The organism is Colwellia sp. RSH04, assembly GCF_003545765.1.
Lineage (GTDB): Bacteria > Pseudomonadota > Gammaproteobacteria > Enterobacterales > Alteromonadaceae > Colwellia.
Genome location: NZ_QXIO01000013.1, coordinates 68732 through 94706, shown reverse-complemented (window position 1 = coordinate 94706; position 25975 = coordinate 68732). Strand labels below are relative to the sequence as shown.

At 34.8% G+C, this 25975-nt stretch carries 20 protein-coding genes; 4 read left to right on the top strand and 16 right to left on the bottom strand.

Translation table 11 applies throughout. The annotated features are described in order from the left end of the window. Positions 1–130 precede the first annotated feature (130 nt). On the bottom strand, positions 131–2809 hold the full coding sequence (locus D1094_RS16705) for a hypothetical protein (protein ID WP_182440229.1): 2679 nt from the start codon (positions 2807–2809) through the stop codon (positions 131–133). Between the two features lie 266 nt (positions 2810–3075). Here D1094_RS16705 and D1094_RS16700 point away from each other — a divergent pair, with 266 nt between their 5' ends. Further along, positions 3076–4452 carry a dicarboxylate/amino acid:cation symporter gene (locus tag D1094_RS16700; RefSeq protein WP_118961254.1) on the top strand — a complete coding sequence of 459 codons (1377 nt, stop codon included), beginning with the start codon at positions 3076–3078 and terminating at the stop codon, positions 4450–4452. 94 nt (positions 4453–4546) lie between these two features. Here D1094_RS16700 and sohB read toward each other — a convergent pair whose 3' ends face one another. Together sohB and D1094_RS16690 are read right to left on the bottom strand one after the other, a co-directional pair. After that, the gene (gene sohB, locus D1094_RS16695; protein WP_118961253.1) at positions 4547–5593 is read right to left on the bottom strand and encodes a protease SohB; all 1047 of its coding nucleotides are present in this window, start codon (positions 5591–5593) and stop codon (positions 4547–4549) included. 164 nt (positions 5594–5757) lie between these two features. After that, the gene (locus tag D1094_RS16690; protein WP_118961252.1) at positions 5758–8232 is read right to left on the bottom strand and encodes a VolA/Pla-1 family phospholipase; all 2475 of its coding nucleotides are present in this window, start codon (positions 8230–8232) and stop codon (positions 5758–5760) included. A 389-nt stretch (positions 8233–8621) separates the two neighbouring features. On the opposite strand from D1094_RS16690, the gene D1094_RS16685 reads away from it, so the two are divergent. Then, positions 8622–9359, top strand: coding sequence for a YciK family oxidoreductase (locus D1094_RS16685; protein ID WP_118961251.1), 738 nt, complete (start codon positions 8622–8624; stop codon positions 9357–9359). Positions 9360–9516: 157 nt separating this feature from the next. Here the strand turns inward: D1094_RS16685 and pgi are convergent, their stop codons facing one another. The 10 genes from pgi to D1094_RS16635 form a co-directional block, all read right to left on the bottom strand. Beyond that, positions 9517–11124, bottom strand: coding sequence for a glucose-6-phosphate isomerase (gene pgi, locus D1094_RS16680; RefSeq protein ID WP_118961250.1), 1608 nt, complete (start codon positions 11122–11124; stop codon positions 9517–9519). After that, positions 11124–12026, bottom strand: coding sequence for a UTP--glucose-1-phosphate uridylyltransferase GalU (gene galU, locus D1094_RS16675; RefSeq protein WP_118961249.1), 903 nt, complete (start codon positions 12024–12026; stop codon positions 11124–11126). Before galU ends, pgi begins: the two co-directional genes overlap by 1 nt. 31 nt (positions 12027–12057) lie before the next feature. Further along, positions 12058–13227 (bottom strand): nucleotide sugar dehydrogenase, encoded by a 1170-nt coding sequence (locus D1094_RS16670; protein ID WP_118961248.1) that lies wholly within the window; start codon positions 13225–13227, stop codon positions 12058–12060. A gap of 247 nt (positions 13228–13474) precedes the next feature. Then, the gene (locus tag D1094_RS16665; protein ID WP_118961247.1) at positions 13475–14554 is read right to left on the bottom strand and encodes a polysaccharide pyruvyl transferase family protein; all 1080 of its coding nucleotides are present in this window, start codon (positions 14552–14554) and stop codon (positions 13475–13477) included. After that, a complete protein-coding gene (locus D1094_RS16660; protein ID WP_118961246.1) occupies positions 14551–15888 on the bottom strand; it encodes a hypothetical protein in 1338 nt (445 codons plus the stop codon). The genes D1094_RS16665 and D1094_RS16660 overlap by 4 nt, the downstream gene beginning before the upstream one ends. A 64-nt stretch (positions 15889–15952) precedes the next feature. Beyond that, complete coding sequence (locus tag D1094_RS16655) at positions 15953–17224, bottom strand: O-antigen ligase family protein (protein ID WP_118961245.1); 1272 nt, start codon at positions 17222–17224, stop codon at positions 15953–15955. 6 nt (positions 17225–17230) lie between these two features. Next, a complete protein-coding gene (locus D1094_RS16650) occupies positions 17231–18121 on the bottom strand; it encodes a Wzz/FepE/Etk N-terminal domain-containing protein (RefSeq protein WP_118961244.1) in 891 nt (296 codons plus the stop codon). 67 nt (positions 18122–18188) lie between these two features. Beyond that, entirely contained in the window at positions 18189–19127 is a 939-nt protein-coding gene (locus D1094_RS16645) for a glycosyltransferase (protein WP_182440228.1), read from the bottom strand. Between the two features lie 89 nt (positions 19128–19216). Next, entirely contained in the window at positions 19217–19945 is a 729-nt protein-coding gene (locus tag D1094_RS16640) for a WecB/TagA/CpsF family glycosyltransferase (RefSeq protein WP_118961242.1), read from the bottom strand. Next, entirely contained in the window at positions 19942–20973 is a 1032-nt protein-coding gene (locus D1094_RS16635) for a glycosyltransferase family 4 protein (RefSeq protein ID WP_147361094.1), read from the bottom strand. The genes D1094_RS16640 and D1094_RS16635 overlap by 4 nt, the downstream gene beginning before the upstream one ends. A gap of 324 nt (positions 20974–21297) precedes the next feature. On the opposite strand from D1094_RS16635, the gene D1094_RS16630 reads away from it, so the two are divergent. Both D1094_RS16630 and D1094_RS16625 read left to right on the top strand, forming a co-directional pair. Continuing rightward, complete coding sequence (locus D1094_RS16630) at positions 21298–22617, top strand: flippase (protein ID WP_118961240.1); 1320 nt, start codon at positions 21298–21300, stop codon at positions 22615–22617. An 82-nt stretch (positions 22618–22699) separates the two neighbouring features. Next, a complete protein-coding gene (locus D1094_RS16625) occupies positions 22700–23689 on the top strand; it encodes a sulfotransferase domain-containing protein (RefSeq protein WP_182440226.1) in 990 nt (329 codons plus the stop codon). A 78-nt stretch (positions 23690–23767) separates the two neighbouring features. On the opposite strand, the gene D1094_RS16620 is transcribed toward D1094_RS16625, so the two are convergent. The 3 genes from D1094_RS16620 to D1094_RS16610 all read right to left on the bottom strand — a co-directional run bounded on the left by D1094_RS16620 (position 23768) and on the right by D1094_RS16610 (position 25889). Next, a complete protein-coding gene (locus D1094_RS16620) occupies positions 23768–24136 on the bottom strand; it encodes a DUF2304 domain-containing protein (protein WP_118961238.1) in 369 nt (122 codons plus the stop codon). Beyond that, a complete protein-coding gene (locus D1094_RS16615; protein WP_220452565.1) occupies positions 24129–24851 on the bottom strand; it encodes a glycosyltransferase family 2 protein in 723 nt (240 codons plus the stop codon). The genes D1094_RS16620 and D1094_RS16615 overlap by 8 nt, the downstream gene beginning before the upstream one ends. A gap of 144 nt (positions 24852–24995) precedes the next feature. Beyond that, positions 24996–25889, bottom strand: a complete 894-nt coding sequence (locus tag D1094_RS16610) for a glycosyltransferase (RefSeq protein ID WP_118961236.1) — start codon at positions 25887–25889, stop codon at positions 24996–24998. Positions 25890–25975 lie beyond the last annotated feature (86 nt).

Here is a 25975-nt window from a genome sequence, read left to right as displayed (position 1 = left end):
AAAATCCATTATCAGAAAACTGATAATGGATTTTGCATGATCATTATGATCGGTCAACCGATCTTTTGTTTAACTGAGCGGCATGACTCCTTATGGAGCCATTTTTATTTCAAACTACAATTCAACAACACTACTGAATATCTATACCAATATTACTGTATATGGTTGTTAGTTCACCTGGGGTTGTTATCTCAACAACTAAGTTACCAGCTTTAGGCTCTTTTTCGCCTTTTACAGTTACACCAAAAGCAGCACCACCATTGTGATTATCACTTGGCCAAACAAACGTACTTGGTCCAACTACCGAGCCTGCTGTAGCTGTAAACTTAACTTCTGTTCCTGCTGGCATAGGCTGATTATGTAGATCAGAAATAATGATAGTAACCGGTCTAGAGTTCTCCCCTTTAATGTAAAGGGTGTTATCAAAGTTATTATTAATAACTTCTGCGGTAGTTTGTATATCAGGCGTGTTTGGATCGTTATCATCATCAAAATCATAAGTAACCTCAAGTACTTCTGCATGACATAGTGAATTACTGCGCGCTATCACTAAAGCATCGCTACTTGGAGCAATACGAGTCGAGTTCACAGGTAGCGTTAAAGTTAAATAACTGTTAGTTAAGCCCTTATCAACACGAATGAAGGTAACATCTGAACCCGAGTTATCATAAGCAGATGACGTACAAACACGAGCATTAGAACCAGACATCACTAATGTCAACGAACGTCTAACATTTAATGATTTAGCATCGGCTGAACAACCATCATGAGCAGGTATAGAACAAAGTACACCATTATACTTACTATCATTTTGAGTAAAACCGCCATCAACATTAAAATCAAAAAACTCTTCTAATGCACCACTATTTGCATTATTAGGGTCAATTGGCGCTAATGCATTATCAGTTGCATCAGGATTATAAAAACCATCTTCATTATGATCAACAAAAGCTTCTTTTAAGTCGTACTTATTACCACTTATATCAGTACCTAAAAATGCAGCCATTTCACTTGCATCAAAACGAGCGTTACCATTTAAGTCTGGAAATGATTCTTCACCAATAGCTGTAGCAATGATAGTTGCACGACCACCGTACTTTTGCCCCATAGTGTTATTAACTTCAGGTGGATGAAGTGGATTGTTCGCATCACCTAACACATGACCTTCTGGACGTGGGAATTGACTGCGCCAAGTAACGGTACAAGCACCATTAGTAGTTATGCATGAAGGTTCAATTGAACCACCTTCTGTAGTAAAACTTACCGCGGTCCCATTTGGTACAGGGTTATTAAATGCATCTGCTAAACGCGCTGTTACCTCAACTTCAGTACCATCAATATTCCAACCTTCAGGGTTTAAAACTGATGCAGACAAACTAAAACTATCTTGATCTGGAATACCGGTAGAAACTACCAGAACGCTTGATTGCGATGCTATTTGAGGAATATTACCGTTATCAATTACCGCTTGCACTCTAACACTGGTCGCTACTGTACCTGCATTTATGACTGTTTGGACAATACCTAAATTGTTAGTAGTTGCACTATCAGGTATTAATTGAATGCCACCAAGATTACTATTTAATGAAAAATTAACCACTTGGTTATTTACTGGGTTAGAGTTTGTGTCTAAAACTCTAAACTTAACTACTGAGCTCTCTGAACCGCCTAAGCTACCTGTACCTACAATAGAAATATTCTCAGGTGACGCTGAAACAAACTCGATACTGCCGACGTTAGCGGGCAAAACATTAACACTGGTTGTCGCTGATAAATTAATACCTCCAGCATTTGCAGTAACATTAATAGGGTCATCCCCTACGCAGCCTTTAGCAAGGTATGTGCTTGTTGCTATACCATTTGACGTGGTAATTGGTGAATTCAGTTCTGCTGAAGGTGTGTTTAAACTTGCACAACTAGAAGAGAAATTAACGTCAACTGGCTCTGTAAATAAAGCCCCTTGATCGTCAACTATATTTACAGTAACAACCGTAGTACCACCAGCCGAGATTTGCTCTAAACTAATACCTGCTTTACCTTCTACAAACGGCTCGCCACTACCCATAGTAACTGTTGAAGAACCAACAATTAATAATACCTGCCCAGTTTCACCACTTTCAATTGACGCAGTAACCGAACCAGCACCTAAACTACCACCAGCTAAAATATCTACACTTGCTTGATTATCACTATTTGTAATAGCGGTAGCGATTGGTATTTCACCAACAGTAGTAACAAAAGTCACAATAAGTGGAGTACTTATACCATTGACTTCAGCAATAACCTTACCGGGTTTAGAAGAAGTAATTGTATCTGTTGGGTTCCCATCTGTATCAACTAAACTAACAGAGATATTAATATCACCTACTACGCCAATATCATCGCCTTGAGTACTAAACCCAATGGTAGCGGCTTCACCTGTTGAAGCAGTTGCAATAATACTGCCCGCACCACGAACATTACCGGCAGTTAGTGTTATTTCTGCAACCCCCTCTGCATTGGTTAAAGCTGTTCCTGAGCTAGGCGAAAATGCGCCAATACCTGGTTCTGTTGTATCTAAAGTAAAAACAACAGCTGTGTTAGGAACAACATCACTACCTTTTGTTAAGGTTGCCGTTACTTTAACAGGTGCTTGGCCTGTAACATTTGTATTGGAAATATCTAGCGATATAACAATAGGTTCTGGATCAGTTCCACCACCCCCATTATCCCCGCCGCCAGAGAGATCTCCTCCCCCACCACCACATGCCACTAATGTCATTAAAGACATGAGGAGCATCGTAAAACTTAAACGTCGAAGTAACTGCATAAAGCATCCCTATTTTGTTTTTCTTTGTTCATAATTAACCATATTAACCGATAAATAACAAAAAGGTACTGCTTAAAGTAAAATTATTGCAAAAAAAGTGTATTTGTTTAGTTAGTTAACCTAGTTAAATTAATAATGTATGGAATTTAGAGAGATAAAAAAGTTTTTAAGCCTTTTAAATGTTGTTAACCTATAGCAAAGAATTTCTCATGTAAATCTAGCTTTATACGCATTTACTATAACTTTAATCAACAATAGAAGTATTTATGACTACAAACGAAACCTCGCCCATAATTGATGCCCCGAAGAAGACAAGCCTAACCGGCCGAATAGTGATAGGGATGATTTCAGGTATTTTACTCGGCAGTTTTCTTCAATGGCTAATGCCAAGCGGTACCGATAAAGTACTGAATTTGTACTTTTTTGATATTTCTTTACGTAACTTATTTGTAGACGGCTTTTTAGAAGTTGTAGGGCAAATATTTATGGCAAGTTTGAGAATGCTAGTAGTTCCGCTTGTTTTTGTTTCTCTTGTTTGTGGGGTCTGTTCATTAAAAGACACAAGCAAGCTAGGCAGAATTGGGGGTAAAGCTATCGCTCTTTATTTAGCTACAACAGCTATTGCTATTAGTTTTGCTATTTTTATTGCACTAATGGTCTCTCCAGGCGAAGGTGTTAACATGCCGACCAGTAGTAGCTTTACTGGCAGAGAAGCCCCCTCTCTTGCCCAAGTTATTATTCAAATGTTCCCGACAAACCCTTTCGCATCATTTGCTCAAGGTAATATGTTACAAGTTATCGTCTTTGCTTTACTTTTTGGAGTAGCTATTGCTCTTTCAGGAAAAGCAGGTGAAAGAATAGCAAGCTTGTTTGAAGACTTAAGTGAAGTAATTATGCGCTTAGTTGCCATTTTGATGAATATTGCACCTTATGGAGTCTTCGCATTACTCGCTACATTATTCACAACAGTGTCACTCGAGACGTTTGGTAATTTAATCGTTTACTTTTTCGTTGTCTTTTTTGTTTTATTATTACATGCCACATTAACCTACCCTATTATCTTAAAACTACTGACGGGATTAAACCCTTTAATTTTTATTAAGAAAATGCGTGATGCTGCAATTTTTGCCTTCTCAACCGCTAGTTCAAATGCCACGATTCCTGTGACCTTAGAAACTGCCACGCGTAAAATGGGAGTAAAAAACTCTATTGCTTCTTTCACTGTTCCGCTAGGGGCTACCATTAATATGGATGGCACAGCGATTATGCAGGGCGTTGCCACAGTATTTATTGCGCAAGTGTTTAGTCAAGATTTAACCTTAGCTGATTATATTACCGTAGTACTTACGGCAACATTGGCTTCAATCGGCACGGCAGGTGTTCCCGGTGTCGGTTTAATTATGCTTGCCATGGTTTTAGAACAAGTTGGATTGCCGGTTGAAGGCATTGCCTTAATCATTGGGGTAGATCGTTTACTTGATATGACAAGAACCGCGGTTAACGTCACTGGCGATAGCATGGTAAGTATTATTGTTGCAAAGAGTGAACAGCAGTTTGATGAAGCAATGTATTTAGATGAAAAAGCAGGACAGGCTATTGAAGATATTGATTTTCATCATTTAAAAGATGAGCAAGGCAACTAATAAGTTGCTTTAGTTGTAGAGGCTTTACTTATAAAGAATGAACTTACCACGCCAAAACATTAGTCGTGGTAAGTTCATTGTGAGGTTAAACTACTTAACCTGGCAGTACTTTATTCTTCTGAAATAACTTTCCAAGGCATGCCTCAACTGACATAGAAGCAGCTTTAGAGAATTTTTCCGCTAAGCCTTTTTTTACTTCATATTTAATGCCAACGACTTTATGCGTTTTATTTTTACGTTGTAAGTAATCATCGCTTGTTGAAATATCATCTACTAAACCTAACTCAAGCGCTTTAGTACCAAACCAATGCTCGCCTGTAGCTACAGCGCTAACATCTAAACTCGGACGATGTTCACTAACAAAGTCTTTAAATAAAACATGCGTTTCTTCTAATTCTTCAATAAATTTTTCACGCCCTTTATCTGTATTTTCACCAAACATAGTCACGGTGCGCTTAAATTCGCCAGCGGTGAATTGTTCAAAATCAACGTCATGCTTTTTAAGTAATTTATTGAAATTAGGCACTTGTGCAATCACGCCTATTGAGCCAAGTATTGCAAATGGTGCTGAAATTATCTTATCAGCAACACATGCCATCATATAACCACCACTTGCAGCGACTTTATCTACAGCGATAGTTAAAGGAATATTATGTTGCTTAATTCTATCAAGCTGTGATGAAGCTAAACCGTAACCATGTACTAACCCGCCACCACTTTCTAAACGAACAAAAACTTCATCATCTTCTTTTGCTACAGATAAAATGGCTGAAATTTCTTCCCTTAATGAAGAAACCTCTTTGGCATCAATGCTTCCTGTGAACTCAACCACAAAAAGGTGTGGCTTCGACATGTCACTCTTACCATTTTCGGCTGATTTTTTAGCTTCTTTGGCTTTTTGTTTTTCGGCCTTTTTATCTTGCTTCTCTTTCGCTTTTAACTCTTCTTTACTAAGTAGTGCATGAATAACTTCTTGCTCTACTTCTTCATAATGTTCAGACAAGTCAGTAATTTCTAACTCACCTCTTTTGTGTTTTTGCTTTATGGCTGAGGCAGCCGCAACCGCAATTAATGCTATTACCGCTAATACAAAGGTAATTGTCTTGGCTAGAAACAAGCCATATTCATATAAAAATTCCAAACGTACTCTCCTGAGATCATTAGATACCAATTCTATATGGGGATATGAGTATAAAATATCAATTCCAAACTAAAGCCATTTAACTGCAACTTAGGAACCCCCTTATCTTTCAAACATAAAAAAACCCTCAAACGAGGGTTTTAAAATATTGGAAAAATTAACGTTTACGGCTGAACAACGTCAGTGTTAGTTACGTTAATCAATTGCCCCATGGTAGCAAAGAAACCAACAACTTGCCCTTGCATTTCTTGTGTCGCAGCAGCTGTTTTCATTGCATCAGGTGCAGACGGTTGCGGGTTTGGACTTAAAATCGAACTATGATGACCATAAGTAAACCTTACTGCACCAGAGCCTGGAGTAGTAGAGCCAACACTAGGTAAACCGAGTAGTTTAATAGCACCTTCAGTACCACCAAATAACGTTGTTGAAACAGTATTAGGAATAACTTGGTCTGAACAGTTATCAGTCATTAAAATATCTGAACAATCTGTAACACCATTACCTACGACTTCAATTAAATGTGTTGGTGTAGCCAAGGTACTCATAATCGGAGCGTAGTTAGCAGGGTCACCTGAATCAGTTACTGTTTGTGCTGCAAAAGTAAATTCAGCAAAAACGCCATTTAAACCTGCTTGCTGTTCATCAGACAAAGCATTGTAGAATGTTAAATAGGCCATAACCTTTTCACTTTCAGTAGCAGTGCTATTGCCATTCTCATCAAGTGGATACATTGCATCTAACATTGCTTTGAATTCAGGAGACTGGGCATAAGCTAAACTTGACTTAATAACATTACCGAACGAGCCTGACTCCATTAAGAAATTAGCCAACATCGTACCAGGCATTGCCAAAGAGTTTGTTTTAATAGCAAATAAGCCATCAATCAATTCATTCATTGGTGTATTAGCTAAGGTAACAAAATTAATACCTGTAATTGCACCCAATGAATGACCTAAGAAATGAACATTACTATTATCAATAATAGGTAACGTTGCTAAACCAAGACGCAGACCTAGCATATCAATCGTAGATTGACGAAGGTTATCACGTGTAGTTAATAAGCTTGCTAAATTCATGTAATGCGTTGCAGAAACCGTTGATGCATTAATATCATCAGTGCCATCAGCATTTAAATCAAAACCTCGGCTACCATGCAAAGGGTGATCAATAGCAATAGTTGCAAAGCCAAAAGTAGATAAAATACCAGTAATGGCTAACATGTCTTCTTTTTTAGAGGTTATACCATGTTGTAAAATAACCGTTGGCCAACCACTTGCTGGCATTGCAGTTAGTGGTGGTAAACCATAGCTTGCTCTTACCGCGTCAGTTACCGGTGAAATATCAGGCGTTGTCATTTGAACATCTAAAGTCCCCGGATGTTTAATCCAAGGCATATCACTAGGCATAGTTGGCGCTGGCACAGGGCTATACTTAGTTAAGTTACGCTCAACATCTAATGCCATAACAGAGCTTAAATCACGAAGACCTGGAGCAGGAAGCTCTGCTGCTGCTGAAACTGCCATACATACACCATCAGACTGAGAAAGAGGCCCTTCAGGAATAGCGCCTGGATTTGCCGCTGCTAATCCGGCTAACATTGCGCCTGAATCACATAAACCTTTCCAGCGTTCATTGACTGGTGCCATAGGATTGGCCATAGATGGGATGCCAGAATAATATGGCAAGGAAACACTACCCGCTAATAAATTAGCTGTTGAATAAAGCGCATCTAAGTTAGGTGGTAACATAATGCCTTGCATTGCAAAAGCTTGAGCTACCGATATTCCTGTATCACTCATTGAAATCACTGGTGGTAATCCACCTTGTGCCAATGGAGCTGCCAATAAAGATTTAGCCGTATATAACACATCAACTGTCGACTGAGTTGTCATAGCCATGGTGTAAATTATACTGTCTTTTTCAACACCGGCTGAAGTCACAGCATTTTCATAGCTGTTAACTATGCCTTGTAACATTAATTGGCTTTCGCTACCCAACGGTTTTTCATTAATATCCTCTCTAACAACTTGATATGTTGAAGAGCCTGCAAGCGGCTTATCATTAGTATCTTTAAGAGCATTAGTTAAAACAACTACATAAGAGGTTTTAGCTTTTAAAGGTTTAATTGGAACAATAGTTAAATTACTCCCTGATGCCTTAGTTACATAATCAACACCAAAAGCAAGTTCAACTACCACTTTACATGCTAAACCTCTAGTAACTTGTTTACAGGTATCATCAGAGCTATCACCACCCATTAATGTTTCAAAAATACGAACAGAGCCTGGGGCTGACGCAGATAAAGCATTTAAAGAAGCACCTGAAGGATATTCAAAGCTAATGGAAAAAGCATTGGTTGTTGACCAACCGTCTAGACCACTTATTGCAACTGCAGGATCTGACACATCAGTTGGATCTTCCACTGGCGTATTTAATGTACCATCTTGACTACCACTAAAAAGTAAATCATTTGGTATTGATATAACACCATTAGCAGGATCGAAAACTACACGCGACGTTGCCACAATTGGTGTACCATTTTCTTCTACATTTTTCTTAACATCTTCAATGGTCTCGCTACCGCAACCACTCAATGAGAGTGCACTAACAATAGCAAGACTTAGAGCTAACTTTTTCATTATAATTCCCCAATGCCTAAATTTATTTTTAGTAATACTTATTATTTACTGTCAATTAAATAAGTACCTTGTTTTTTATATTAACCTTTGAACTAGCTGCCATAAAACACTTTTACTTGGTAATACGACGTTTATTTTAGTTATGGTTGTTTTAATGATAGCATCAAAACAAACTAGTTAGACCAGTTAAACTTAACGCAAGATCTCTTAATGTGCTAGCTATTTTTTTATTTTTCAGTTTAATTTAGTTAATTCTTTATATAAATAAACATTTAACACCTTGTTTACATGGCTCTAAAAAATTTAAAAGAGAATTTTCCTCGTTTTATAACATTGAGTTGCGTAGAATAGTTGCTATTGAACAAACGCAATAATTCGATGAGAACAACATGTATAACCATGAAATAAAAACTGACTGCTTAAAAAACAAAACCATATTGGTAACAGGTGCTGGTACTGGTATAGGTAAAGCCGCTGCGATTACTTATGCGCGACTCGGTGCAACGGTTATTCTACTCGGAAAAACAGTAAGTAAACTTGAAGCGGTATACGATGAAATAGTAAACGCTGGCGGAGATGAACCTGCTATTATCCCTTTGGATATGAAAGGCGCAACAAAGCAGAATTATATCGATATGTCTACAACAATCGCACAGCAATTTGGTAAATTAGATGGCGCATTACTTAACGCTTCTATGTTAGGTGAACTCTCACCTTTCACTCAAATTCATGAGCAAATATTTGATGACGTAATGAATGTAAATGTTAAAGCACAACTACTTATTTCTCAGGCGCTTATCCCTACTTTGCAACTAGCAGAAAAAGCTTCTTTAGTATTTACCTCATCTGGCGTAGGACAAAAAGGTAGAGCTTACTGGGGACCGTACAGCTTTTCTAAATTTGCCACAGAAGGCATGATGGAAGTCATAGCAGATGAGTATGAAAACTCAAACTTACGCACCAATGCTATTAACCCAGGAGCAACAAGAACAGCAATGAGATCAACAGCATACCCAGCAGAAGATAAAGACGCACTACCTGCACCTGAAGAAATTATGCCGTTATATGTTTATTTGATGTCTGATGAAAGTATTAAAATAAATGGTGAGACATTAAAAGCGCAATAGAACGTTAAGTAAAAGCTGTTATTAAAAATTTATCAATAGCATTGCAAAAAAGCAATTTACAACTATCTTTAATGCTACTCCAAGTCAACACTAGCAAGGAAGCTAGTGCATGATAATTAATTTTACCAACAACAGTTAATTATTTGATTGGTTTAAACTATTGTTTAGACGATTCAAGGTAGGCATTTACTAAATTAAGAGTAGATGCAGAAACTTTATCTTTGTCTGACTGATTATTGTCCATTAACGATAATACTTGAGAACTTAGTTTTTTACCTAACTCAACTCCCCACTGATCAAAAGAATTAAGCTGCCACAACGCTCCTTGTACAAAAACCTTATGTTCATAGAGAACAAATAAAGCGCCAATACTACTGGGTGAAACCGACTCTAACGCTATAGTATTACTTGGCGTATTACCTTTCATTTCTTTATGTGGGGCTAATGCAATATCATCACTAGAAGCAAGTTCTGTAACAACTTCCATTACTGATTTCCCAGTCATTAATGCCTCACTTTGAGCAAAACAATTCGCTAAAAGTACTTCATGATTCTCTTTATAACTTGTCGCTCCTTGTAAAGAGACAATAAAATCTGTTGGGATAATATCAGTACTCTGGTGCATTAACTGCATAAAAGCATGTTGACCATTAGTCCCTTCTTGACCAAAAATAATAGGAGCTGTTGCCCAAGAAATTTTTTGACCTCCACTAGAAACAGACTTACCGTTACTTTCCATATCAATTTGCTGTAAATATGCCGGAAAGGCTCTTAGAGAATGAGCATAAGGCAATATCGCCAAACCCGGGTAGTTTAAAACATTGCGGTTCCAGATTCCTAACAAAGCTAATAGTATTGGCATATTTTCATCAAAATCAGCATGCTGAAAGTGTAAATCCATTTGATAGGCTCCCTCTTTAAACAAGCGAAAGTTATCATTACCTATCGCTAAAGCAAGAGGAAGGCCAACGGCAGACCAAATAGAAAATCGTCCTCCAACCCAGTCCCACATAGGGAGTATATTATTAGGATTAATGCCAAACTTTTTAGCTTTTTCGATATTTGAACTAACTGCAAGCCATTGTTGATATATTGCTTTGGGTGACTTTAACCTCTGCAGCATCCACTCTTTAACCACTTGTGCATTTAACAATGTTTCTTGGGTAGTGAACGTTTTTGAAATGACAATAACCAAAGTAGTTTCAGCATCGAGCTTTTCTAACTTATTTTCAATTGCATCTCCGTCCACATTTGCGAGCAAATGAACCTTTAAACTAGATGAGTTATATCGAGACAAAGCGCTTAAAGCGACCTTTAAGCCATAGTATGAACCACCAATACCAATAGCCAAAACGTCGGTAAATGATTTACCTACATAGCTTTTATATTTTCCTTGGCAAACATTATCAACAATAGACGATACTTTTTGTGCTGTATTTTCTATTTCGATTGTACTATCACCTAACACTTCCTTTTGAACGGAAATCGGTGCCCTTAAAATCGTATGTAATACAGAGCGTTGCTCTGTATTATTAATTTTATCACCTGAAAACATACCGCTAATTTTTGTAGTCAAGTTGCTCTTTTTAGCCCAATTTAATAACCCCTTTAATTCGCCACGATTTATGTTTTGTTTTGAATAATCAAGAAGAACACCTGCAGCTTTAATAGAGAAATCATCAGCTCTTGCCGAGTCGTCAAAAAGTTCAACTATACTTTGATTTCTTTGCTGTTGTTCCTTCGACATTTGTTCTAAAGAGTCCATTAAAATTCCTTTATTAACTTAGTCAGGTAACTTTTAAATTCTTTCGAAATACCCTCATGCCTTAACGCATATTCTACATTGGCTTTCATATATCCTAACTTAGAACCACAATCGTGAGACATACCAGACATGTGAAACGCTTCTACCTGCTCTAATTTCATTAAGCTTGCAATAGCATCAGTTAACTGTATTTCATTATCTGCGCCAGGGGGGGTGAATTCAAGAAGATCCCAGATATTCTTAGAAAGTACATATCGACCAACTACAGCCAAGTTTGAAGGTGCTTCATCTAACTCCGGTTTTTCAACTATTCCTTTCATTACTGAAGACTCATTTGCTAATAACGCTTTACCATCACAATCGACAACACCATAGTTACTTACAAACTCTTTGGGTACAGGTTCCACCATTATTTGACTAACTTCTAACTTATCAAACCGCTTGATCATCGCGGCAAGGTTTTCAGTTTTTAGGTTTGCTGCAGCATCATCAATTAATACATCAGGTAACACAACAACAAAGGGGTTCTCTCCGATTAATGGCCTAGCTTTTAATACTGCATGCCCCAACCCTTTCGTTTCGCCTTGTCTTACATGCATTATGGTGACATTTTTAGGGCAAATAGCTTGTATTTCATCAAGCAGCTGTCTTTTCACTCGTTTTTCAAGCGTGGTTTCTAACTCAAATGACTTATCAAAATGATTTTCAATAGCATTTTTAGAGGAATGTGTTACTAATACAATTTCGGTAATACCTGCTGCAACACATTCTGCAACAATATACTGAATAAGTGGTTTATCAACAATCGGTAACATTTCTTTTGGTATGGCTTTAGTTGCAGGTAACATCCGAGTTCCAAGCCCCGCAACAGGAATAACCGCTTTAGTTAGCATCTGTTTCATATTTTACTTATTTACTACTTTAGTGATTTGTTTATGAATCATGACCAAACAAATCTCGAGTATATACTTTATTAGTGACATCAATTAATTCATCAGTCATACGATTTGAAACAATGATATCACTAATACTCTTAAACTCAGACAAATTAACTAAAACATCAGAATTCAAGAATTGTTTATCTTCTAGAGCAGGCTCATAAACAACAACATTAATGCCTTGTGCTTTTATCCGCTTCATTATTCCTTGAATAGATGAATCTCTAAAATTATCAGAGCCTGCTTTCATTATTAGGCGGTAAATGCCCACCGTTCTCGGCTTTTTCTTAATTATTGAATCGGCAATAAAATCTTTTCTAGTGACATTCGCATCAACTATAGCTGTAATTAAGTTATTAGGAACATCTTGATAATTAGCAAGCAACTGCTTGGTATCTTTAGGCAAACAATAGCCCCCATAGCCAAATGAAGGGTTGTTATAATGGTTACCAATACGAGGGTCTAAACCTACCCCTTTTATGATTTGCTTTGAATCTAATCCATGAGTTTCTGCGTAACTATCAAGCTCATTAAAATAAGAAATGCGCATAGCTAAATAGGTATTAGAGAATAATTTCACCGCTTCAGCTTCGGTTGAATCAGTAAATAACACCTCTATATTTTCCTTAACAGCGCCTTGCTTTAATAATTCAGCGAATACCTCTGCCTGCTCTGATTTTTCCCCCACAATAATCCTAGAGGGGTACAAATTGTCATACAACGCATGACCTTCTCTTAAAAACTCAGGAGAAAATATTATTCTTTCATGGTTGAACTGCTGCTTAATGCGTTGTGTAAAGCCAACGGGCACAGTAGATTTGATAATAATAGTCGCTTGAGGGTTTATATTAATAACATCTTGTATTACAGATTCAACTGAAGAGGTATTAAAGTAATTTGTTTCTGCATCATAATCTGTTGGCGTGGCAATAATAATGTAATCAGCTTCTTGATAAGCTTTTTCAGGACTTGTAGTCGCAGATAATTTCAAGGGCTCATTTTCTAAAAAATGCTCAATTTCTTTATCTGAAAAAGGAGATGTTCGCTTATTAATTAACTCTATCCGCTCCGACAGCACATCAAGCGCAACCACATCATTATGCTGCGCTAATAATACTGCATTAGAAAGGCCTACATACCCAGTGCCCACAACCGCTATTTTCATTAATTAAAACCCGAAAAATAAGACTTAAAGCTACAACGCTATATTTATGGTTGGCGCTTCAATAGTTGAAAAATCAATAGTAACATTCTTATCTTCAATAAATAATAAAAATTCGTTGATATGATTTTTCCGCTCATATTGTGACTATTACAAAAATAAATCATAACTTTTATTTAAGGAGACCTAATAATATTTGACTCGTGAAAATTAATTGAGAAATAAAAAGTTCTTTAGAGTTGTATTATCTTTATAGTTTAACAAGTTTCTCTAAGTCTTCATTTAAATGCTGATATGTGTCTTTGATACCATTTCCTATACTTTTTGACTTTAAAGTATTTAGTTGAATCAAGATTTGCTGGATGTTTTGCATTTCATAATTAATACAAGAGAAACCTAATTGTTCTTTTTGAGATAGTGACTTTACCTTGTATTGCCAATTCAAACCCACAACCTTACATCCAGTTAATAATGATGCAATTATTCCGTGCATACGAGCACCTATCACATCAACCCCTTTCAATAAGCTAAATAGCTCATCAACGGTTTCAGGCGTAATTACTTGTAAGTCAAAACTTTTAGCGATTAGTTGTGCAAACTGTTCGTCAGTTTTATCTGTACATAAGACAAATGGCCGCTTGCCAGTAGCTAAAACAGCTTTAATCAATTCAATATGAAACTCTTGATATTCCTTTTCAGTTAAAGTGATTACGTTTTCATTACATGTTGCTGAAAAATAGTTTACAGGTATTATTGCAACAGCCCCTGAGCTAACATGTTTTTCATAATAAGAGTCATTAAATAAAAATGCGCAATCATGGGTTAATGATATTGAGGGCTTATTTTTACCTAAAAGCTTTCTAGTAGCGAACAAACTATGTTCATCTCTAACACTTATATAGTCACATGAAGAAATAGCTATCTGATATAGCCGAGTTCTCCATGTATCTTTTCCTTTAGATTCGCTAACACCAATGCCAAACGCTGAGAGTTTAACCTTAAACACTTTAGATATTAAAAAATAGAAGAAAAAGCAAAGAGAAAATTTCGTATTATTAGGAATTACAAGATTACCACCTATAATTACTATACGATTTACCCCGCATGCTTGTTTGAGACTGTAAAAAAAGCCTTTAATCATATTTGAAAGATTAAACTTCCCAAACTTTGTATAAGGCACAAATGCAGCAGTTTTATATTCAAAGTCTTCTTTTTCACTTAAACGTAATAAGTATTCTTCAGTGGCTTTTGATATTAACTTATCACCTAAATTACTAATTACACCAAAATGCCTAACAAAAAGAATTTTTTTATTTTTCTCTAACTTCATTTAAATAAAACCCCAGGTTTAGTAACCTTAGTAAAATAGTAAAAAGATAAAATTATAGTAACAAGTGCCAAAGCTAACTGAACTGGTAAAGCTAAATGTACTACTAAATAAGAAGAACAAGTTAATATAAATAATCCAAGAATGTATGAAAACTCTATCAACTTGAACATTGTTAAAGCTCTGAAAGATAAATATACTGTGATATCAGCAATAACAAGCACTAAAATGGCCAAAGAAAAGCCAAACATTTTATATGCAATTGCTACAGCTAAAATTTTCAAAGGCAAAATCAGTGAAAAAATTTTTATTTTAAGTTTATTTTGTCCCTTCTGACCTAAATATAAAGAAACAGGCTCTCTACAAAATCTTGAGTATACTAAAATTAATATTACTATAGCTTTTGAATCACTCAATAATGAAGACATGGAAAGGTTTCCAAAAAACAACGTGATAAAAAGCTCACTTAATAATATGAGCGTTAGAGTTATAAAGAAAGCAAAATACTTCATATACCTTTCATACAGTTCAAATAGTACTGTATCTTGAATTATTAAATTAAATCTAGGTAATATAAACTGTTGAAATACCGTAGCTATAAAATAGGTAGCTGTTATTAACCTTAACATAGCTGAGATTAATGCAATCTCATCATTAGGGGCATTTAGCCAGTTAAATAAAAAAATATCTACCTGCATAAATAAGGCAGCAACAAATGCAGAAATAATGAAGTATTTTCCATGCTTCATAAAGTAAATACAGAATTCTTTACTTATCTTCTCCTTAGAGAAAGGGTAATTCTTACTCAAAGCTTTTTTATTAATAAGTAAAAAAATAAGTTTAATAACACAAAGATATACATAAATGAATAATAAAGAGAATTCAATTTTTCCAAAAAAGATTGAATCAAAATAAAGGATACCGATGAAAACAAAAGTAATAAGTCTCTCAGCTAAGTAATTTTTCGCTTCTACTTGGTGCATTTTTTCATGAAACAATGCAAACCGATATGAATTACTTAAAGATTCAAAATAATAACTTAACGTCAGAATCCCCGTAAGCAAAGGATAGTCTGTTAATAATGCCCCTATAAAAACAAAAACAAAAACACAACTTTTTAATAAATTAAAAGAGAAAGGGGTAATAGTAAGTTCATTTTTATTTAAAAAAGTATAAAGCTGCTGTCCTCCTAGTTCTATTAAGCTAAAACAAATTAATGCATAAGCAAACATTATTGAAAACTGAGCAAATGACTGTGCCCCTAATATAGTTGCCACTATAAAAGATAAGAGAAATATATTTACTTTTTCAAGTGCTCGGGCTAATGCTGGTAGCATTTAGATACTCTTCATTATAATTTTTAAATAATAGATAAATAACAAAAATATTTACTATGAAATATCACTTATTTTCGCTGGCAGAGTTATTATTAATACAATGAAATGATGCAACCATAACTAAAGATAAAATAAATGCAGGATAAGTATTCATAAAAATAGGAGTAGTTACACCATAAGCTAAAACTAAAGAAAAAAGTACAAACCTAAATTCACCTTCAGATTCCCACTGTTGACTATTCTGAAATGGTGCATTTATAACTCTATAAAAGATAAACAAATACAAAAATAATCCTATAAAGCCAAACTCCCCTAACAAACTAGCAAAGTTACTGTCATAGATGCCATCTTTCTCAATAAAATACCTACTATCTTGTAAACCAATTTCTGCATAAACAGCGCTGTTATCTGACATTACAGTCCCATATGTCCCAGCCCCCGTACCAAATGGAAAACGATCAGCAGCAAGGTCAAATGCAAAATAGATCATAATCCCTCGAATATAAGATGAAGCGACAGGATCCTCCAATGTCCACTCTATATTTTCTATGGTTATATTTATCATCTCGTCCATGTATTTACTTGATTGAATAAAAAAAACTGAACATGCAAGTAAGATACTCGCAATAAAAAAAGATTTAATAGAATCCCTTAACCACCAAAGAACAACTAAAGGAAGTAATACTAATGCAGTTCTTGTGCTTGCAATTAAAATTAATACCGTCATCGCCAATAAAATAGTTATTTTTATATTATTAGAGCTAGACTTCAACCCAGAAACCAATAGGCAACCTATTAATGCAAAAGTAGTCCCTAAGCTCCCAGTATCTGCTTGTATGCCTATAGGTCTTGCACTGCCCGCACGAAGATTTACTTTAGTATCAAAAAGAGTATTAAATAGCCCGCCAGTTAAAAGGTTGATTAGCAAAAACACTACCGATATCGTTAAAATAACTTTTATAAACGTCAAACTATTCTTTGGTCCCAGAGTTCCCCAACAAAAGATAAAAAACAACATATACTTCAAATGAATAAATATTTGTAGTAATACAGTAATTATCCCTCTACTAGCTATGGCTTGGTAGCTTAAAAGCGCATACAAAAAAAACAGAAATAGATAAAGCAAAAAAACGTATTTAACTACCTCATCACTTTGACTTTTGTATACTGCATAGATAAATAGTCCAAATAAAATAGCCTCATCTATAAAACTTGGCAGTATAGATAATTTGACTAAAACAGCAATAAAAAAAAGACAGCAGCAGACGAACGCAATTAAGATTAAGCGATAAAAAGACAACACATTAAAAATTTTATCTGTAAGGCTATAGTTCATGTTATGTTAAAGGCGAAAAATACGAATTGACCACCATAAAACCACGCTAAAAAAAGTACCAATCAGTGTTATAGCCAAACAGATAATCGCTCGTTTGGGCCCACTTTTTTTATCTGCGCTCATAGGTGATTCAATATACCGAAATGCGTAGTCTTTACGTGTTTTTGCTAAGGCTAATTTCTTTAATTGCTCTTCCATGATCTGTTGTAAAGCGATTTTAACTTCATCATATTTAGCCGTTTCAAGTTGCTTGTTTAAGTATTTGATGCTTAACGATGAATCTGATATGTCTTTATTTCGCATAAACTCATTAAAAGCAAGAAGCAATTCACTTAAAATAGATTGCGAGTGACTTGGAGATAAGGAAGTATAAGACATACTAATTAACTTAGTCTTTCTATCATAATTCACTCTAAAATTTTCTTTAAATTTTTCAACTAACTCTGTATCACTTGGTTCTAATGATTGAGGAAATTTATACTTGCGCACCCACTCTTTGTCTTGGTCATTATATATTTTTTTATCATAAATATAAGTATCACTATCTGGATCATAATCTATCGCTGCCATTATATTTGGCTCAATTTTCTGTTCTCTTATAAATGAAGCTAAGAATGTTCCCGACGTAACAATTTCTTTTAGGACTTCAGGAGATAATCCTCCCCCACCAATAGAGAGGCCAGCTAAAGAAGCAATACCACCAAGATTAGAAAGAGCCCCTCCCATGCCTTTCGATTCGGATAGGTTTGAAGCCACTTTGGAACTAGAAGTGTAGACATTAGGTATACTGAGAGCATAAGCCACAGCTATAGCCGCAAATATAACTGAAATGATAACAATTTTAAAAAAATCCTTTATAAACCATTCAACCAATAAACGTGGAGTAACCGAATTCATTTTTAACCCTTTGAAGTATACCCAGTAGTAACTGAGTTATTTAATTTTAAACTATATAAACTAAGTTTTAACGAACTAAAATAGAGAAAATAATTATACAAACAAAAATAAAAATCCCCCCTTTTAGAGAAAATAAGCCTTTCCATATTTCAAGAAAACTATAAAAAAAACTCCCTGTACGTAAATAACTTAACCTAGCTAAAGATAAGCTTTTAAAGTTCTTAGAAAAAAATTGCCTAAACTTTAATGTTAATAAACCATCCCCTCTTGATTTAATCAGTTCAGAAAAAGTAAAAGAATCACCTTGCACTTTTCGTTTATAAAAAATAAAGTTTTCTTTATTTCTATCACTCATTAACGCATCATGCTTTTTCTCAAATATAGCGATTGCATTCAGCTTATTCGTTCTAGAAGAGATCCTTTCAAAACTTCGATCATCATTAACAACGTAAGAAGGTTTACCTAAACGATATGCCGTCCCAAACTCAGCAATTAATCGGATCCATAAATCATGATCTTGCAAGGCTGGTAGGCTTTCATCGAACCCCCCAACCGCTAATGCTCTTTCTCTGTTAACTAAAATTTGATTCGAGCATTGATTTAAATCGAAAGCATCTGAAAGCGATATTTCTCTGCTATCTTTAAATAAGGCTTTTTTATGAGCACCATAATCCCAGAAGTAACCGCTACAAACAAAAGAGAATTTTTCATCATAAACAGATAACAATTCTTCTAATCGATTAGGTAGAAAAATATCATCATCATCTAAGCCAGTAATTAATTCTGTATCAAGTGAACGAATTGCATCATTTCTAGAGCGGCACGCTCCCATCGGTGAATTATGTTGAATAAAACTAATACGTTCATCATTCAATAACTCTAAATACTCTTGCGTCCCATCACTAGAGCCATCGTTAACGATAACAAGCTTAAAATTTTGATAGGTCTGTCCAAGTACTGACTCTACAGCTTTTTTTAATAAATCAACACGATTATGCGTAGGCATATAAATGCCAATGGTTTTATTGTACATAAGAAAAAGCACACTCTTTTATATAATTCATTATGTTGAATCTTCTCTTCGAATTAACATGATTACAGCTTATTGGTTAAATGCAAATATACAAATTTAAATAACCTTAGCTGCCTAAAAAATCTTTTAGGCTCAGACATTAACCGATAAAACCATTCTAAATTTAAATTAATCCAAAATTGTGGAGCACGTTTCACATTTCCCACATAAACATCAAAACTACCACCAACTCCCATATAAAAAGCATTAGGGTGAGTTTTAATACACTCTTTAATAAATAGCTCTTGTTTTGGAGAGCCAAGTGCTACAATAACAATACCTGCATTACTTTGCTGTATCGTATTAATTAGCTTATCTTTATCTTTAAAATACCCATCTGATACACCAGCAATCGTTACTCCAGTTTCACTTACAAGCTTTTGTTGGCAAGCCTCAATAACTTCAGGTTTACTACCTAAAAGAAAAACTGAGGTATTTGACTTTGCGGCTTTCTTTATAATTTCCAACCACAACTCCGCGCCAGCAATACGTGAAAGTTTTTCTCCTGTTTTTTTCTCCATCACTTTTACTACCCCTATTCCGTCGGCATATCGGATAGTGGCATCAAGAAGGATTTTTCGAACCTCTTCAGATTCTAAACTTTGTAGTATTTTTTCTGGGTTTATGGCAATTGCAGCCCCCGGAATTACATCATCTTGATCAAAAACAGACTCAAGTACGTGCTCGAATGATTTGAAAGGTTTTACAGGAATTCCTGCAATATCTACAGGCTTTACAGAGTGATTTTTCACTTACGAGTAACCTCAAAGTATATTTTTTTTACTTCTTTTGCCACATACGGCAAAAGGAATTTTTCCACGCTATTTTGTGCTCTAATCGAGAGGGTTCGGTATTTCTCAGTCGTACATTGTTTATTGATACTTAACAGTTGATCACTTAATGAATCACCTTGCTCTAGAATAAAGCCATTTTCTTGATGGGATATTTGACTTAACGAACCATCAGTTTTCGTTGCTATCACTGGTAATCCACAGGCCATTGCTTCAGAAATAACTAAGCCAAATGATTCATTAAAGCTTAAGTTTACTAACCACTTTGTCTGTTGATATAAACCAACTAACTTTTGCGCATCACAAAAATAATGGTAAACAATGTTGTTTCGCTCAGAAAGTTTTTTAAAATCACCCTGATATGGCCCAGAACCAACAATGACAATTGACATTTCTTCAGGTAGCTTTTGAGCAAACTCTTTTAAACGAAGCGCTCCTTTATTTTTATCTAACGTACCAACAAAGATGTAATCATATTTTTTATTAACAGTCGCGTCTACGCTAAATATTGGCAACAAACCAGCACATAAAATAGAGTGCTTTATATCTTGCTTGTAGAAATTTTGTTTTAGTCTTGCAGTTACAAAAATAGAGTGTTCGACAAACGAGTGACACAACTTATACCACCAAGGTGAATGTTTATAGGCATATACATCATTACCATGAAAAGTTGTTACTATTTTTACTTTTGGATTTCTAAATAATTTGTAGGATATCGCCAATAAAATTGTAGGGAAGAAAAAGTGGACATGAAGTACGGAATACTTTGTTCTAGAAAATAGGTGTTTTTTTACAAAGGAAGAAAAGAACACCGCGTAGCGTTTAAATGTAGATTTCTTTGCAAGTGCCGCTGGAGGCATTTCAAAGTATTGAAGATTTAGCTCATCAGAAGAAATATTTTGAATGGCAGAAAACTGTCGACGAACAAATTCACCTGATGCGGGTGACTCTTCACATCTCCCCATGTTCGTTAATAACAAAATATTCAACTTAGAAACCCAAAAATAAACATAGCGCACTTGTTATGCGTCTATAGCCCTATAAAAAGATTGAGTATTCTACATTAAATGCTGTTAACTAGAAACTTAAAAATCACTACTCTATCTATAAGTAAATCGTTCTTAAAGCATAAAGATTATATCCTATATTTACAGGGAAAAATCATTGTACTATTACAAAGTACTTTTTATTTTTCTGTTTTATGAGTGAAAATCACTGCATATTAAATACAGAGATTTTGATTCTAAAACTATTCGAATTTCATGTTATATTAAGTGCAATATACCTATTTATAACTAAAAACACACCTTAAAATGTCACATTCTGTAAACATCAAAAACAGCCTGTTACTTATTGTAGAAAAGGTAATACTGCTAGGTATGGCATTCTTAACCAGTGTACTAATAGCTCGCATTGCTGGGCCTGAGTTGTTTGGCCAGTTTGCTTATATCACATCATTTTCAGCCCTATTTATACCTTTATGTACGATGGGCTTAGCAAGTGTCGTCACAAAATACTTTGTGCTATACCCTCAAAGAAGTCATTACCTATTTTTAAATGCACTTGCACTTAGGGGACTTGGAGGGCTGTTTAGTATAATTATTGGTGGCTTTGTTGCATATATTATTACTGAGAACAAAGCGCAGTTAACCAATATTATATTCTTACTTACCTTACAAAGCTTCACGGTGTTTTATTTAGTAGAACACTTCTTTCTTGCAAAAGAAAAAGTAATAATTACTTTAAGAGTAAGGTTACCAATATTATTCATCACAAATTTATTAAAAATAATAGCAATACTTAAAGGGGCCAATTTACAAGTATTAATCATCCTTCATGGCCTAGACTTTGTCGCAATATCAGCTTGCTATATGTTCTTATATTACACCCACAAACAACCATCTTTTAATAAAGATGTAAGAACGTTGAATAAACGAACCATATTTCACTTAATCGGGAAAGGGAAATGGTTATTATTTTCTGGTGTTGCTGCAGCTCTTTACCTAAAAATAGATCAAGTTATGTTAGCAAGTTACTATGGTCCAGAAGAAGTTGCACATTATGCTGTAGCAGCAAAATTATCTGAGTTCTGGTATGTGTTTCCGATTTTAATCGCAAACTCATTTAATCCAAAACTCATAAAAATAAAACAAATTTCACAGAAAGAATTCAAAAAACTATTGTTAACTATTCTCAGTATTTTAATCGCGATAGCCTTTTTTATTAGTCTAATAACTTTCCTATTTTCCTCGTCTATTATCGAACTTATATATGGGAAAGCATATCAAAATAGCGCAGCCATACTAAATATTCACATTTTTGCAACATTATTTATTTTTCAAAGAGCAATACTTAGCAAATGGTTAATCATTGAAAGTAACTATAAATTCAGTTTAATAAGTCACGGTGCTGGAGCTATCAGTAATGTGATATTAAATATCATTTTCATACCCAAATACGGAGGAATAGGTGCGGCCTGGTCAACTCTTATATCCTATATGATCGCAAGTTTCTTGAGTTTAGTCATATACAAAGAAACTCGACCATTTATGCTGTTGATGACTATTGCAATGCTAACTTGGCCGAAGTTTTTGAGCGACATTTTACTATCTAAAAGAAAGCAATTGAATTAAAATAATTAATATAAATAGTTTTTCCTTTAGTTCAATGTCGATAAAATTAAAACGTAAATTCATAGGTATACTTCCATTCAGTTTGAAGAAGCATATTTTTAAGTTAAAGCTTTACATCCAATCTCCTAAATTGCTTTTTCTAAAAAACCATTCATTTACTTCAACTTCTACACCTGTATTACTGCTATCTATGCCGCGAAGTGGTTCTAGCTGGATAGGCTCTATTTTGGGACAAAGTAACAATGTGCGATACTTACGAGAGCCTGCAACAACAAGTTATACTTTAAGTAAACCTAATAGGATATCGGTATTTGATCAATTAAGTTGCGAAGATTGGAGCATATATAAATCTTACCTTGATATGGCTTTTAGCAGTAAACCAAACTTTACTAGTGGAGTTATACCATTTCCCAAACAATGGCTCTCGCCTGAAAATGACAAAAAATTAGTCATTAAAGAAGTTAACCCATTATTGATACCTTATTACCAAACAATACCTGCAGTACTTATTTACTTAATAAGACACCCCTTTTCGATATTTAAAAGTTACCAAGCATTAAAGTGGAAGCCTAAAGATGTACTATCTAGAAAAGTTGCACCTAAAACCCTTGAACAGATACTTTGTCAAAATCCTAAAATTTTACAGCAAGGGTTAGATTATCAAATGGGCTACTTACAAGGCTGGGTTGAAGGTTTTGTAAAAAGTACCTTAAGGAACTCGAATAATCATTCACAGGTAAAAGTGGTGAGATACGAAGATGTTTGTAAAGACCCCCAACAGGAGTTTAGAACGCTATACTCCTTTGCAGGCATAAGCTTTCTTAATTCTGATATAGATAATATAAAAGCCTCTCTTGCAGGCAAGAATAGCGTATCTCCTGGAAGCTTTTCTTTAACAAGACAAGCTTCAAGTCTAATTAAAATAATAATTAAAAAAGAAGAGCAACAACAATACATTAACGTGATGAAAGGTTACCAAAAAGCGATAAACGATTATTTAGCATTGAATACAGATAACAAGGAAGAAATATCTGCTAGCTATATAAACGACAAACAATTGGTTGATATATAAAGTATTTTTTTAAAACTCTATATAAGTTAAATGACTTACAAGACCACTTTCTAGTAGGTTTACCAACATTGCTTTTAGCTAATGCTTTTTTGATTCTTCATCTTTGCTTTTAAATGACTCGAGTTCAGCCTCTAATATAGCCAATTTTTGAATTATTCTATCTTGCGTTATCATTGCTTTGGTTTTTTCAATATCAAGCAAAAGCACTTTAATTAACAGTGCTCCTAAGCCCACAACAACAGCGATTATAGGAGGATACGCCACACCTACCACAACACCGATCCAATCAATAATAACTGGAAAAGTTCCTAAGATTAAAACAATGCTAGCAACGAATACCCAGCGAAGTGCTAGCCTAGGCGCTAAATGATCTCGTCTGACCAACCAATAAATAATAACAGCAAGTGTTAATGCTATAACTGATGAAACAATTTGTGGATTAGTCAATGTTCTTAAACCTTGTTACTCTATTTTTATACTTATCTTTATTTGTTGGGAAAGCTTTAGCAAATGACAATAGGCTACTATATGCCAAATAATACCCAACGGCCATCCAAGAATGAAATATTCGTGAAATACCACTCTCTCTTTTGTTCATAGGAACTGACGCTTCAACAATATTTAACTTCAAGTTTCTCATCATAATTAAAACACCAATACACTGATATTCTAACATAGTGGCCTGCCTTGAACTTAAGCAACTTAATGCTACCTCATTATATAGTCTGAACCCTGATGTAATATCACTAACATTTAATCGGTTTAAACGTTTAAAGAACGTCCAAGCAACATGTCTACCAAGACTTCCTCGCTCAGTGCAATTCCCGATAACCACATCAGCACCTTTTGCATATTGACTTACTAATAACGGAATATTTTTAGGGTCATGTTGTCCATCGGCATCCATAGTAATAACTATATGAAAACCTAGGCTTTCAGCATACCTAAGCCCTGTTTGGGTTGCCTTCCAAGCACCTAAGTTTTGAATATTGCACAACACTTTTGCACCGGCTCTCTTGGCTTCTTTAACAGTGTTATCTGAGCTGGCATCATCTACAACAATTATTTGATAGCCTAAAGCTACAACAGATGAAACCATATCAAAAATGGTGGCTCCCTCATTCATTGCTGGCATTACTATACAAATTTCTCTTTCACTCAAAAGACAAACACCTTAAAAAATTTGATGAATTATAAGGTGTTTGCTTGTTAAATTCGAGGATTAACTTACTAGATGATTAACTCAATTCAAAAGTTACTTTTAATATATTTATAATAAGACACACAAGGTTATATTAATAATAATTTACCAAAAGATACGGTAATAATATTTAATAATAGTTACGGCACTTCTGAGTCTCATACGGGCCATTGATTTACAGAACAAAAACAACAGATGTAGTTTTATTATTCTTTTATTCTCAGCGACCATTTCAGTTATAGACCAGTTATCTTTTTTGGCCTGTTTAGAGATGGCACTATAGATCCTTACCTCTTCATCAAAACGTTGAAAGTCTTTTGTTAACTTAGCCGTTTGATTATTGGCATGCCTTCTGTATCGATAAGCTTTCTCATTAGAGCCATAAAAAGCATAACCATTAAACAACAACCGAGAGTATAGCTCTAGATCAAGTACCATTTGCCATTGAGGCATAAATTGATACTTTTTTATTATGTCTGTTTTATAACAAATTGATGGGCAAAATATATAACAACCTTTCAATAAACTAGCTAAGCCTTTATCGCCTGCCACTTGAATCTTTCCATGATTTGGCCTAATAATCCCCTTTACACTGTCAACAAAAGAAAACCTTTTGTTAGAGTTGATATCTATAATATCTGCTCCTGTAAAATAAAGGGCACAATCAGATTTTTCTTTTATTAGGTTAAGTATTACAGATAGGTAATCTTGATTTAATTCATCATCCGAATGCAATATTGTTGTATATTCAGTGGTTGAGGAGGCAATGCAATTATTCCAGTTTCCGCTTATGCCTTTGCTCTCATTGTTAGTCAATTCAATACGAGAGTTATCAACCTCAGAAAGGTAGCGTAAAAAATCAGCAGAAAGTGGCGAATCAAGGGAAATAACCAACCGCCAATTTGCCACAGTTTGAGCAAAGACACTTTCAATTGTTTTTTTTAACAATCTTTCGTTCTTATAATAAGGAATAGCAAAAGTAACCTGAACTTTTTCCATAACTTAAATAACATCCTCTTTCTTCAATTGTCTCCTTAACATATTTAATAACTTTAACTAAATGCTAAGTTGGTATTTTCTCTATA

Coding starts and splice junctions, on each gene's coding strand:
- D1094_RS16670 (WP_118961248.1), bottom strand. CDS start 13,227: ATGAAAATAGCGGTTGTGGGCACTGGGTATGTAGGCCTTTCTAATGCA.
- D1094_RS16700 (WP_118961254.1), top strand. CDS start 3,076: ATGACTACAAACGAAACCTCGCCCATAATTGATGCCCCGAAGAAGACA.
- D1094_RS16660 (WP_118961246.1), bottom strand. CDS start 15,888: ATGCTACCAGCATTAGCCCGAGCACTTGAAAAAGTAAATATATTTCTC.
- D1094_RS16705 (WP_182440229.1), bottom strand. CDS start 2,809: ATGCAGTTACTTCGACGTTTAAGTTTTACGATGCTCCTCATGTCTTTA.
- D1094_RS16685 (WP_118961251.1), top strand. CDS start 8,622: ATGTATAACCATGAAATAAAAACTGACTGCTTAAAAAACAAAACCATA.
- D1094_RS16650 (WP_118961244.1), bottom strand. CDS start 18,121: ATGAATTCGGTTACTCCACGTTTATTGGTTGAATGGTTTATAAAGGAT.
- D1094_RS16665 (WP_118961247.1), bottom strand. CDS start 14,554: ATGAAGTTAGAGAAAAATAAAAAAATTCTTTTTGTTAGGCATTTTGGT.
- D1094_RS16645 (WP_182440228.1), bottom strand. CDS start 19,127: ATGCCTACGCATAATCGTGTTGATTTATTAAAAAAAGCTGTAGAGTCA.
- D1094_RS16610 (WP_118961236.1), bottom strand. CDS start 25,889: ATGGAAAAAGTTCAGGTTACTTTTGCTATTCCTTATTATAAGAACGAA.
- D1094_RS16655 (WP_118961245.1), bottom strand. CDS start 17,224: ATGAACTATAGCCTTACAGATAAAATTTTTAATGTGTTGTCTTTTTAT.
- D1094_RS16690 (WP_118961252.1), bottom strand. CDS start 8,232: ATGAAAAAGTTAGCTCTAAGTCTTGCTATTGTTAGTGCACTCTCATTG.
- D1094_RS16630 (WP_118961240.1), top strand. CDS start 21,298: ATGTCACATTCTGTAAACATCAAAAACAGCCTGTTACTTATTGTAGAA.
- galU (WP_118961249.1), bottom strand. CDS start 12,026: ATGAAACAGATGCTAACTAAAGCGGTTATTCCTGTTGCGGGGCTTGGA.
- pgi (WP_118961250.1), bottom strand. CDS start 11,124: ATGGACTCTTTAGAACAAATGTCGAAGGAACAACAGCAAAGAAATCAA.